General features: G+C 69.0%; 11 protein-coding genes. 5 read left to right on the forward strand and 6 right to left on the reverse strand.

Features of this window, described 5'->3' with window-relative positions:
- Window positions 1-130 precede the first annotated feature (130 nt).
- From mutM to DK254_RS19475, 4 genes are all read left to right on the forward strand, one after another.
- Window positions 131-943, forward strand: a complete 813-nt coding sequence (mutM, locus tag DK254_RS19460) for a bifunctional DNA-formamidopyrimidine glycosylase/DNA-(apurinic or apyrimidinic site) lyase (protein ID WP_109935085.1) — start codon at window positions 131-133, stop codon at window positions 941-943.
- 113 nt (window positions 944-1,056) lie between these two features.
- Window positions 1,057-1,635: a lysophospholipid acyltransferase family protein gene (locus DK254_RS19465; RefSeq protein WP_109935086.1), complete on the forward strand. Its 579-nt coding sequence runs from the start codon at window positions 1,057-1,059 to the stop codon at window positions 1,633-1,635.
- 85 nt (window positions 1,636-1,720) lie between these two features.
- Window positions 1,721-2,062, forward strand: coding sequence for a multidrug transporter (locus tag DK254_RS19470; protein WP_089390985.1), 342 nt, complete (start codon window positions 1,721-1,723; stop codon window positions 2,060-2,062).
- A gap of 44 nt (window positions 2,063-2,106) precedes the next feature.
- Entirely contained in the window at window positions 2,107-3,972 is a 1,866-nt protein-coding gene (locus DK254_RS19475; RefSeq protein ID WP_109935087.1) for a Na/Pi cotransporter family protein, read from the forward strand.
- A gap of 1 nt (window position 3,973) precedes the next feature.
- Here the strand turns inward: DK254_RS19475 and ggt are convergent, their stop codons facing one another.
- The 6 genes from ggt to DK254_RS19505 form a co-directional block, all read right to left on the reverse strand.
- Window positions 3,974-5,677, reverse strand: coding sequence for a gamma-glutamyltransferase (gene ggt / locus DK254_RS19480; RefSeq protein ID WP_109935088.1), 1,704 nt, complete (start codon window positions 5,675-5,677; stop codon window positions 3,974-3,976).
- A gap of 144 nt (window positions 5,678-5,821) precedes the next feature.
- Window positions 5,822-6,073 carry a YfhL family 4Fe-4S dicluster ferredoxin gene (locus tag DK254_RS19485; protein WP_089390982.1) on the reverse strand — a complete coding sequence of 84 codons (252 nt, stop codon included), beginning with the start codon at window positions 6,071-6,073 and terminating at the stop codon, window positions 5,822-5,824.
- A gap of 131 nt (window positions 6,074-6,204) precedes the next feature.
- The gene (gene coaD, locus DK254_RS19490; protein WP_109935089.1) at window positions 6,205-6,684 is read right to left on the reverse strand and encodes a pantetheine-phosphate adenylyltransferase; all 480 of its coding nucleotides are present in this window, start codon (window positions 6,682-6,684) and stop codon (window positions 6,205-6,207) included.
- 185 nt (window positions 6,685-6,869) lie between these two features.
- Window positions 6,870-8,465 carry a GMC family oxidoreductase gene (locus DK254_RS19495; RefSeq protein ID WP_109935090.1) on the reverse strand — a complete coding sequence of 532 codons (1,596 nt, stop codon included), beginning with the start codon at window positions 8,463-8,465 and terminating at the stop codon, window positions 6,870-6,872.
- A gap of 42 nt (window positions 8,466-8,507) precedes the next feature.
- Entirely contained in the window at window positions 8,508-9,053 is a 546-nt protein-coding gene (locus tag DK254_RS19500; protein WP_109935091.1) for a twin-arginine translocation pathway signal protein, read from the reverse strand.
- A gap of 33 nt (window positions 9,054-9,086) precedes the next feature.
- Complete coding sequence (locus DK254_RS19505; RefSeq protein ID WP_109935092.1) at window positions 9,087-10,517, reverse strand: coniferyl aldehyde dehydrogenase; 1,431 nt, start codon at window positions 10,515-10,517, stop codon at window positions 9,087-9,089.
- 243 nt (window positions 10,518-10,760) lie between these two features.
- Here DK254_RS19505 and DK254_RS19510 point away from each other — a divergent pair, with 243 nt between their 5' ends.
- Window positions 10,761-11,432 carry a TetR/AcrR family transcriptional regulator gene (locus DK254_RS19510; RefSeq protein WP_109935093.1) on the forward strand — a complete coding sequence of 224 codons (672 nt, stop codon included), beginning with the start codon at window positions 10,761-10,763 and terminating at the stop codon, window positions 11,430-11,432.
- The last annotated feature ends 431 nt before the right edge of the window (window positions 11,433-11,863 follow it).

Here is an 11,863-nt window from a genome sequence, read left to right on the forward strand (position 1 = left end):
TCCGCGCCATTCCCCTGTAGGAGCGCGCCCTGCGCGCGATTTCGCGGGCAGGGCCAGCTCCTACTGGCAAGCGAAGCGGTTCGCGAGCAAGCTTGCGCCTACAGACCGATCATCATCGCCGTGACTTTCCATGCCTGAATTACCCGAAGTCGAAACCACCCGCCGGGGCATCGCGCCCTATCTCGAAGGCCAGCGCGTCAGCCGTGTGGTCGTCCGCGACCGGCGCCTGCGCTGGCCGGTGCCCGAGGACCTGGACGTGCGCCTGTCCGGGCAGCGCATCCTGAGCGTGGGGCGGCGGGCCAAGTACCTGCTGCTGGAGGCCGAGGCGGGCACGCTGATCAGCCACCTGGGCATGTCCGGCAGCCTGCGCCTGGTGGAATGCGGGCTGGCGGCGGCCAAGCACGAGCACGTGGACATCGAGCTGGAGTCGGGCCTGGCGCTGCGCTACACCGACCCGCGGCGCTTCGGCGCGCTGCTCTGGAGCCAGGCGCCGCTGGAGCACGAGTTGCTGCGCCACCTGGGCCCGGAGCCGCTGACCGACGCCTTCGAGGGCGAGCGCCTGTTCCAGCTGTCCCGCGGCCGCAGCATGGCGGTCAAGCCGTTCATCATGGACAACGCCGTGGTGGTCGGGGTGGGCAACATCTACGCCACCGAGGCGCTGTTCGCCGCCGGCATCGACCCGCGCCGCGAGGCCGGGAGCATCTCGCGGGCGCGCTACCTGAAGCTGGCCGAGGAGATCAAGCGCATCCTGGCCATCGCCATCGAGCGCGGCGGCACCACCCTGCGCGACTTCGTCGGCGGCGACGGCCAGCCGGGCTACTTCCAGCAGGAGCTGTTCGTCTACGGCCGCGGCGGGGAGTTCTGCAAGGTCTGCGGCGGCACCCTGCGCGAGGTGCGCCTGGGCCAGCGCGCCAGCGTCTACTGTCCGCGCTGCCAACGCTGAGCGGGCGCTTTTCCGCTATTGCTATTGGGCGGTTCGCGAAGAGCGGCCGTCTGTAGGAGCGAGCTTGCTCGCGAACCATGCCCCTGCACCCATAACAACAAGAAGGTCCATCGATGTCCGGCAACTACCTGCCCCCCAACCCCTTCGCCGAGTGGCTCGGCCGCAGCATGCTGAAAGCCGCCGGCTGGCGCATCGAAGGCGCGCTGCCGGCCCTGGACAAGTTCGTGGTGATAGGCGCGCACCACACCTCCAACTGGGATTTCATGCTGTTCCTGGCGGCCAAGTTCGTGCTGCGCCTGAACGCCCGCTGGTTCGCCAAGCACACCCTGTTCCGCCGGCCGTTCGGCGGCCTGTTGCGGCGCTGGGGCGGCATCCCGATCCGGCGCCACCTCAAGCTGAACACCGTGGACCAGGCGGTGCAGGCCTTCCGCGACAGCCGCGAGATGATGTTGATCATCTCCCCCGAGGGCACGCGCAAGAAGGTCGAGCGCTGGAAGATGGGCTTCTACCACATCGCCCGCGGCGCCGGGGTTCCGGTGGTGTTGGCCGCGCTGGACTACGGCAACCGGCGCATCGTCATCGGCGAGCCGTTCTGGCCCAGCGGCGACGAAGCGGCCGACCTGGGGCGGATGCTGGCCTTCTACCGCCCCTTCGTACCGCGCAAGCCGGCATACGCCTTCCTCGGCGGTTGATGGCCATCACGCTGACAAGCCCTGTCGCGCTGATATAGTTAATGGCAGTCTGCCTGCCAACCCAGCATGAAAAAGGATTTACGCCATGAACCTGTTCCGCGCCCTGGCCGTCGTTCTGGCCCTGACCCTCGGCCTGTCGGCCGTTCCCGCCCAGGCCTCCGACGCGATCAGCAACACCTCCAGCGGGGACCCGATCTACAGCACCAACTCGCCGCCGTTCTACAAGATGCTCGGCGACCTGATCATCGCCCGCCCGCTGCTGCTGGGCGCCACCGTGATCGGCACCGCGGCCTTCATCGTCAGCCTGCCGTTCACCGCCCTGGGCGGCAACGTCAAGGAAGCCGGCCAGGCCCTGGTGGTGGACCCGGGCAAGGCCACCTTCGTGCGCTGCCTGGGCTGCACCGAAAGCGGCTACAAGCAGGACTGACCCTGCCGCGCCGGTGATGCCGGCGCGCCCTTCCCGAGGGGGTCATGGCCCGTAGCGAATTGAAGAAGCACCTGCGCCCGCTGCTCCTGCTGCTGGCGGCGGGCGTGCTCGGCTACGCCTTCTGGTCCAGCGCCGGGCTGCTGCAGCTGGGCGCCGGCCTGGCGCTGTTCCTGTTCGGCATGCAGTGCCTGGAGGAGGGCCTGCGCGACCTGGCCGGCAGCCAGTTGGAGCTGTGGCTCGAACGCAGCACCTCGACACCGTCCAAGAGCCTGCTGTTCGGCCTGTGCGGCACCTTCGTGCTGCAGTCCAGCACCCTGGTCTCGCTGCTCACCATCGCCTTCATCAGCACCGGGCTGATCCAGCTGGCCAGCGGCATCGCCATCCTCTTCGGCGCCAACCTCGGCGCCACCAGCGGCATCTGGCTGCTGGCCCTGGCCGGGCAGAACCTGAGCCTCAGCCCCCTGGCCCTGCCGCTGCTGGTGTTCGGCGTGCTGGCCGGCTTCAACGGGCCGAAGAGCAAGGCCGCCGGGCGCATCCTCATGGGCATCGCCTTCATCTTCCTGGGCATCGACCAGATCAAGGACGGCTTCTCCAGCTTTGGCGACGCCCTGGACATGACCGGCCTGCAGGCCGAAGGCGTGCTGGGGGCCTTGCTGTTCGTCGGCATCGGCACGCTGATCACCGTGGTGCTGCAGTCCAGCCATGCCACCCTGATGCTGACCCTGGCGGCCCTGGCCGGCGGCCAGCTGGAGCTGGGCCAGAGCCTGGCCATCGCCATCGGCTCCAACGTCGGCAGCAGCGTCACCACCGCCTTCGTCGGCTCCCTGGGCGGCAACCGCAACGGCCAGCGCCTGGCCCTGGCCCACGTGCTGTTCAACCTGGTCAGCGGGGTACTCGCCTTCACCCTGCTGGCGCCGCTGACCTGGCTGGTGCGCTGGCTGACCGCCCAGGTCGGCCTGGGCGACAACCTGCTGATCCAGCTGGCGCTGTTCCACACCCTGTTCAACGGCATGGGCGTGCTGCTGTTCTGGCCGCTGCAGACGCGCCTGGCGCAGTGGCTGATCCGCTGGCTGCCGGACGTCGAGGAGCCTTCGGTGCTGATCACCGACCTGGCCCCGGCGACGGCGGCGCCACTGCCGGAGCGCACCCATGCGCGCTACCTCAGCGAGCGCGCCCTGGACTCGGCGGACGCCGCCGCCAGCGCGGTGACCCAGGAGCTGCAGCACCTGGGGCGCCTGAGCATCGAGGTGATCTGCCACGCGCTCTACCTGCCGGTGGACCTGCTCAACCAGCCGAAGGTGGACGAGGCCGCCCTGCAGGCGGGGCCGGAGCGCTTCGCCATGGACGCCCAGGCGCTCTACCAGCAGCACATCAAGGGCGTGTACGGCGACCTGCTGAGCTTCATGGGGCGCCTGGAGACGCCGCTGGACGAGGCCCACCAGCATTTCTGGATGGCCTGCCAGGTGGCGGCGCTGCAACTGGTGGACGCGGTGAAGGACGCCAAGCACCTGCAGAAGAACCTGGGCGCGGCCCTGCAGGGCGAGCCTTCGGTGGCGCGGGACTGCTACCTGGAACTGCGCCGCCACCTGCTGGGCGCGCTGCGCGAGGTACGCGCCATCGGCGCCCTGGACCCCCGCCAGCTACCGGAAGGCGCCTGGGCCGCGCGCCTGGCGCTGTTCGACGAGCAGGCCGCGCAGTTCGACGGCGCCTTCCGCAACCACCTGTTCGCCGCGGTGCGCCGCCATGAACTGGACGGCGCCCAGACCAGCTCGCTGATGAACGACCTGGGTTACGCCAGCCGTATCGTGCAGAGCCTGCGCAACGTGCTGCAGCTGCGCGTCGAGCAGGGCCTGGACGGCGCCCTGCCCGAGCGCGCCGCCGACGAGGCGTCGCCGCTGCTGGTGCCCTGACTCAGTAGTGCACCGTGGTCCCGGCGGCCAGGCCGATGCCGCGCGGGTCGCTGGCGGCGTCCACGTTCCCGGTCTTCTTGCGCCACAGCAGCACCTGCTGGTTGCCGTAGGACGGCGCGACTTCCTTGAGGCTGTAGCCACGGCCGGCCAGCTCGGCCTTCTGCGCATCGGTGAAGGTGCGCGGCTCGTGCTCCAGCACGTCGGGCAGGTACTGGTTGTGGTAGCGCGGCGCGCCCACCCAGTTCTGCACCGAGCGGCCGTCCAGGTACTGCAGCATGGCCAGCAGCACCATGCTGGGGATGCGGCTGCCGCCCGGGGTGCCGAAGGCCGCCAGTTCCCCGGGGCTCTCGATGAAGCTCGGGCTCATGCTCGACAGCGGGCGCTTGCCGGGGGCGATGGCATTGGCCGCGCTGCCGGCCAGGCCATAGGCGTTGCTGCCCTGGATGTCGGCGGCGAAGTCGTCCATTTCGTCATTGAGCAGCACGCCGGTGCCGGGCGCGGTGAAGGCGGCGCCGAACGGCAGGTTGACCGAGAGGGTGGCGGCCACCGCGTTGCCCTGTTCGTCGATCACCACGAAGTGCGTGGTGTGGTCGCCTTCGCGCCAGCTCGGCGCCGGCGGCAGGGCGGCGCTGGGGGTGGCGCGGCGCGGGTCGATGCCGGCGGCCAGGCGCTTGAGGTAGTCGGGGGCCAGCAGTTGCTGCACCGGGTTGGCGATGCGGTCCGGGTCGCCGAGCATGCTGCGGTCGTGGTAGGCGCGGCGCAGGACTTCGGCCACGTAGTGCACGCGCTGGATCGGCTCGGCCTTCTGCCAGGGCAGCTGGGTCAGCATGCCCAGGCTCTGGGCGATGGCCACGCCGCCGGCCGAGGGCGGCGGCGCGCTGACCAGCTCGCGGCCTTCGCCCAGCGGGTAGCGCAGCGGCTGGCGCTCCACCACCTGGTAGCTGCGCAGGTCTTCCAGGCTCCAGATGCCGCCGGCGGCGCGCACGCCCTGCACCAGCTTGTCCGCCGTCTCGCCTTCGTAGAAGCCGCTGCGGCCGTAGCGCGCCAGGCGCGACAGGGTGTTGGCCAGCTCCGGCTGGCGCAGCAGGTCCCATTCCTCGGGCAGGTTGCCCTGCTGCAGGAAGATGCGCGAGGTCTCGCGGTCCTTGCGCATGGCCTCCAGGCGGCCGGCGGCGCGGGTGATGTAGATGCGGTCGACGGAGACGCCGTCGGTGGCCAGGCGGATCGCCGGCACCAGGTTGTCGGCCAGCGGCTTGCGGCCGAAGCGGCTGGTGATTTCCACCAGGGCCGCGGGCAGGCCGGGGATGGCGGCGGCCAGGGGGCCGTTCAGCGACAGCTCCGGCTGCACCTTGCCGTTGCGTACGTACATCTGCGCGCTGGCGGCCAGCGGCGCGCGTTCGCGGGCGTCGATGAAGCGGTAGCTGGGCGTCGGCCCGGCCTGGCGCAGCAGGAAGAAACCACCGCCGCCCAGGCCCGAACTGTAGGGCTCCGCCACCGCCAGCGCGGCGGCGATGGCCACCGCGGCGTCGAAGGCGTTGCCGCCGCCGGCGAGGGTTTCCAGGCCGGCCACGGTGGCCGCCGGGTGGGCGCTGGCCACGGTGGCCTGGGCCACCGGCTGGCTGGCGGCGTGGACGCTGGCGGCGCCGAGCAGCAGCAGGCCGCAGGAGAGGGCGAGGGAATGGAAACAGCGGTTCAGCAGGGACATGGCATCTCACGAATCGTCGGGCGGCCCCGGACCGGCGTCCGGGAAAAACCACGGGAGCGAATTGGGAGGATAGACAATCCCGCTGCTTCGCGGTTGCCGAGTGCGCTGTGGGAAGCCGGCGATCGGCCTGTCAAGCCGCCGGGGTCAGGCCTTGCCGGTGAGCTTGAGGTACTTCTGCATCAGTTCGTCCTTGCTCTCGACATGGGCGTCGTCGAGGGGGATGCAGTCCACCGGGCAGACCTGCTGGCACTGCGGCTCGTCGTAGTGGCCGACGCACTCGGTGCACAGGTTGGGGTCGATCACGTAGATCTCCTCGCCCTGGGAGATGGCGCCGTTCGGGCACTCGGGTTCGCAGACGTCGCAGTTGATGCAGTCGTCGGTGATTTTCAGGGACATCGAAAAACTCCGGCCTTGGCGCGTGGCCAGGCTGTCAGCAAGGGAATTGCTGCAATTTTGCCGCATTGGCGTGCGCGTTGCACGCCGGCCGGATCAATTGCCGCCTTCCCTGGCGGCGCGCAGGCGCTGGATCAGCGCTTGAAGCGCTCGGCCAGGGCGGCGGATACCGCCGGGTGCACGAATTTGGTGATGTCGCCGCCCAGGGCGGCTATTTCGCGGACCAGGGTCGAGGAGATGTACGAGTACTTCTCCGAGGGGGTGAGGAACATGCTCTCCACGTCCGGGGCGAGCTGGCGGTTCATGTTGGCCAGCTGGAACTCGTATTCGAAGTCCGACACCGCGCGCAGGCCGCGCAGCAGGATGTTGGCGTTCTGCTCCTTGACGAAGTGCGCGAGCAGGGTGGAGAAGCCGACGACTTCGACGTTGGGCAGGTGCGAGGTGACCTGGCGCGCCAGTTCGACCCGTTGTTCCAGGGGGAACAGGGGGTTCTTCTTGGGGCTGGCGGCGACGGCGATGATCACCTGGTCGAACAGGCGCGAGGCCCGCTCGACCAGGTCGGCATGGCCTTTGGTGATGGGGTCGAAGGTACCCGGGTACAGCACTCGGTTCATCGCAGCGTCCTGGTGGTTCAAGGGGCAGGCGTGGGCATTGGCGGGGCTGGATGGTAACGCAGCAGCCCGGATGGGCCAAGCGACCTTGGTAGTGCCCGCCGGCGCGGACTACCTGATTTTTCCCGGCGAATGCCGCCGGCCGGCGCGCAAGGCCCGTGGCAGAGCCTTCGCGCCGGGAGCGGGGCTCAGGCCTTGCCGAGGCGTTCGGCGAGGCCGCTGGCCAGTTGCGCGGTGAGGCCGTAGACCGACAGCTGCGGGTTGGCGCCGATGCTGGTGGGGAACAGCGAGCCGTCGTGGATCGACAGGTTCTCCAACTGGTGGTGGCGGCCGAGGCTGTCGCACACCGACTGCTTCGGGTCCTCGCCCATGGCGCAGCCGCCCATCACGTGGGCGCTGCCCAGGCGGGTGCGGTACAGCTCCAGGCTCAGGCCGTCGATCAGCGCGCGGGCCTCGGCCGGGGTCTTCACGTAGCCGGCGTCGGTGTGCAGCGGCAGCACTTCGCGGGCGCCGGCGGCGAACTGCACCTCGGCCATGGTGTGGAAGGCGCGGCGGATGCCGTCCCAGGTGTAGTCGGTCATGTGGTAGTCGAGCACCGGGGTGTCGTCGCCGCGCAGGCTCACGCTGCCCACTGCGCTGTCCGGGTGGAAGCCGTCGCGCATCAGGGCGAGGATCATGTTGGTGTGCGGCAGTTGCTCCATGCGCAGGGCGTTCTCCACGCCGAAGCTGCCCAGCAGGGTGGCGGCCAGCGCCGGTTGCAGCGGCGGCACTTCGAGCTTGTAGGACATGCGCCCGGTGGCGCCGTCGTCCCACTGGAAGTGGTCGGAGTAGATCGACTGCGGCGCGCCGTAGAAGGGGTTGACCACCTGCTCGAACAGCGCGGCGCTGAAGTTCACCACGTGCAGGAAGGTGCGCTGGCCGACGCGGCCGTTGGGGTCCGGGGCCTTGGAGCGCAGCAGCACCGCCGGGCTGTTGATGCCGCCGCCGGCGAGCACGTAGTGGCGCGCCTTGACGGTGACCTTGCGGCCGGTGGGCGCCACGCAGCGGGCGTCCATGGCCAGGCATTCCAGGCCGCTGACCTTGTCGCCGTCCAGCAGCAGGCGGTTGGCGCGGGCCAGGAACAGCAGTTCGCCGCCCCTGTCGAGGGTGGCCGGGATGGTGGTGACCAGCATCGACTGCTTGGCGTTGGTCGGGCAGCCCATCCCGCAGTAGCCGAGGTTCCAGCAGCCGCGCACGTTGCGCGGGATGACCTTCCAGTGGTAGCCGAGCTTCTCGCAGCCCAGGCGGATCACGTCGTTGTTGAAGTTCGGCGGCATGATCCAGGGCGCCACGCCCAGGCGCTCTTCCATCCTGGCGAACCAGGGGGCCATTTCCGCCGGGCTGTGGCCCTTCACGCCGTGTTCCCTGGCCCAGTGCTCCAGGGTGGCGTCCGGGGTGCGGAAGCTGGAGGTCCAGTTGACCAGGGTGGTGCCGCCCACGGCGCGGCCCTGGAGGATGGTGATGGCGCCGTCCTTGCTCATCCGCCCGATGCCTTCCTGGTACAGGCTGGAGTAGGCCTCCGGCTCCTGCAGCTTGAAGTCGGAGCTGGTCTTGAGCGGGCCTTCCTCCACCAGCAGCACCTTGTAGCCGGCGCCGCTGAGGATTTCCGCGGTGGTGCCGCCGCCGGCGCCGGAGCCGATGACGACCACGTCGGTTTCCAGGGTCAGGTCGTTGTCCAGGCGCGAGCCGTCGTGGACTTTCCAGCCGCGGGCCAGGCCTTCGGCGAACAGATCGGGTACGGGCATCAGGGGTACTCTCGGGAATTCTTGTTATGGGAGTGGCGGGGCTCAGACCTTCGGCGGCCCGGGGTAGCCGCAGTGCGCCCAGGATTCCGGGCGCCCGTACCAGGCCATCATCACCAGCTGCAGCAGCGAGCTGTGGCCCATCTTCAGCAGGCCGATAGAGCTGTTCTGCCAGCGCTCCAGGAAGTGCCGCACGTCGTCCGCGCTGGCCTTCTCCCAGCTGCCCCAGACGCCGGTGAGCGGGCCGCGGGTGACCGGCAGGGCCAGCACGTCGAACAGCTGCACGGTGAGCTTGAGCATCTCCTGCGAGAGGTGGTCGAGGGTGTGGTCCAGGCCCGCGAGGGTGCCCTGCACCGCCTCGGCCATGCGCTCGGCCGGCACGGCGCCAGCCAGCATCACCGGGATCAGGGCGCGCAGGAAGGGCAGGTCGGATTCACGGATGACCTTCATGCCGCTGGCCGGAACGCTCGCCGAGCAGCCGCTGAGGGTGGCGGTGACGCCGGCCGTGGCCAGGAAGGCGCCGCCGAGCAGGCCGATCTTGAGCACGCCGCGCCGGGAGAGTCCCGGCGCGCTCAGGGAGGTGTCTGTCATTCTTGTTGTTTCACCTGGGTGGAGTACGCGGTCTCAGCGGATGAACAGCTTGTAGACCAGTTTCTGCAGCGACTTGCCGTAGGGCGGGTAGATCACCCGGGCGGCGTTGAAGCGCGGCTTGCTGAACACCGCCTTGGCCTTGCTGAAGGTGAGGAAGCCTTCGTGGCCGTGGTAGTGGCCCATGCCCGAGGGGCCGACGCCGCCGAAGGGCATGTCGTCCTGGGCGACGTGCAGCAGGGTGTCGTTCAGGCATACGCCGCCGGAGTGGGTCTGCGCCAGCACGTGGTCCTGCTCGCGCTTGTCGTAACCGAAGTAGTACAGCGCCAGCGGCCGCGGCCGGTCGTTGATGTAGGCCAGGGCCTCGTCCAGGCGCTGGTAGGGGATGATCGGCAGCAGCGGGCCGAAGATTTCGTCCTGCATCACCTTCATGTCGTCGTCGACGTTCAGCAGCAGCGCCTGGGGCAGGCGTCGCCCGCTGGCTTCCGGCAGCAGGCGGATGACCTGCGCGCCCTTGGCCTCGGCGTCGCTCAGGTAGCCGTTGAGACGGGCCAGCTGGCGTTCGTTGATGATGGCAGTGTAGTCCGGGTTGTTCTCCACGCTGGGGAAGAAGCCCTGCACCACCTCGCGGTAGGCGCTGACGAATTCCTCGACGCGCTGCTGCGGCACCAGCACGTAGTCCGGCGCCACGCAGGTCTGCCCGGCGTTGAGCGACTTGCCGAAGGCGATGCGCTCGGCGGCGTCCTTGATCGGCACGTTCTCCGAGACCAGCGCCGGCGACTTGCCGCCCAGCTCCAGGGTGACCGGGGTGAGGTTCTCCGCCGCGGCGCGCATCACGTGCTTGCCGACGCTGGTGGCGCCGGTGAACAGCAGGTGGTCGAAGGGCAGCTTGGAAAAGGCCACGCCGACGTCCACTTCGCCCTGGACCACGGCCACCAGGTCCTCGGGGAAGACCTTGGCCAGCAGTTCCTTGAGCACCTGGGCGGTGGCCGGGGTGGACTCGCTCATCTTGATCATCACCCGGTTGCCGGCGGCCAGGGCCGCGGTCAGCGGGCCGATGGCGAGGAACAGCGGGTAGTTCCACGGCACTATCACCCCGGCCACGCCCAGCGGCTGGTATTCCACGCGGGCCGAGGCCGGCATGAACTGCATGCCGACGCTGCGCCGCGAGGGCTTCATCCAGCGCGCCACGCGTTTGCGCGCGTAGTGCACGCCGTGCAGGCTGGGCATGATCTCGGCCAGGCGGGTCTCGTCGGCGGAGCGGTTGCTGAAGTCGCGGGAAATGGCGTCGATGATCGGCTGCTGCTCGCGCACCAGCAGGTCGGCCAGGCTCCTGAGCCATTGCTGGCGCTGGCCGGCGCTGGGCAGCGGGTTGGCGCGGTAGGCCTGGCGCTGGCGCTCGAACAGGCTCTGAAGCTGGTTGATGTCCTGCTGCGTCTGCTGCAGGTAGGCGATGTCGGCGACCATGGCGGGCTCCTCGGCGGACCGGCTGGGGGAAGCGCTCCGGGTGGGGGGACGCTTCGCGTTGTGCTTGTCGCTGGATTTTTAGAGCAATTACTCTAAAGTGTCAAATAGCATGCCGCGCCAACGCCGCGCGGCCCACCCAACGAAAAGCTGGGCGAGCGCCCGGAGTGTTACGCCGGCTGCACCGCACGTAGCAATCCGTGTACCTTTGCCCCTTGCCGTAGAAAAGTGATTCCGAGTCCGCGCATGGCCCCACGCATCAAGACCCGCGACCGCATCGTCCAGGAGAGCCTGGCGCTGTTCAACGCCCAGGGCGAGCGCAGCGTCACCACCAACCACATCGCCGCGCACCTGGGGATTTCCCCGGGCAACCTGTACTACCACTTCCGCAACAAGCAGGCGATCATCGCCGAGCTGTTCGCCGAGTACGAGGCGCGGGTGGACGACTTCCTGCGCCTGCCCGACGGCCGCGCGCTGACCATCGAGGACAAGACCTTCTACCTGGAGGCGCTGCTGGCGGCCATGTGGCGCTACCGCTTCCTGCACCGGGACCTGGAGCACCTGCTGGAAAGCGACGCGGAGCTGGCCGCGGCCTACCGCGCCTTCGCCCGGCGCGCGCTGGTGAACGCCAAGGCGATCTACCGCGGCTTCGTCGAGGCCGGCATCCTGCGGATGGACGAGATCCAGCTGGAGGCCCTGACCCTCAATGCCTGGATCATCCTCACCTCCTGGGTGCGCTTCCTCTGCACCACCCACCAGGTCACCGGCGACCTCAGCGAGGAGCTGCTGCGGCGCGGCATCTACCAGGTGCTGGCGCTGGAGAGCGGGCACATCGCCGAAGCCTCGCAGGCGGCGGTGGAGCGCATTGCCGACAGGCTGTACGTGCCGTTGGCGGAAAGTCCTTCGCAGGGCGTGTGAGTTATCCACAGGGATGATCGCGGACTGCGTCCTACGTTTGGCTTTTCGTAGGAGCGAGCTTGCTCGCGAACGGGCGTCTGCCGGTGAGTGTTTGGTGTTCACCCAAGAGCGCCCTCTCCCTAACCCTCTCCCTGAAGGGAGAGGGGACCGTTCGGTGTGCTCGGTTGCTTCGGCGTTAGCCGGTTATCACTAAGGCATCCAGCGAGCGACGTCCTTCCCGTTGGCACGGACAAGCCCCCTCTCCCTTCAGGGAGAGGGCTGGGGAGAGGGCTGGGGAGAGGGAAAGGAACTCAGCTTCGCACCGAAGCAACCGGCAGACGCCCGTTCGCGAGCTGTGGTGGTTCAATTTCCTCGGACACCTCGATAGGTGGAAAATCCACTGAATAGAGGGGTCATTCATGAGCCGTAAACGCAGAACATTCGATGCCAGT

Origin of the sequence: Pseudomonas sp. RW407, assembly GCF_003176655.1 — a bacterium.
Taxonomy (GTDB): Bacteria; Pseudomonadota; Gammaproteobacteria; order Pseudomonadales; family Pseudomonadaceae; genus Pseudomonas; species Pseudomonas delhiensis.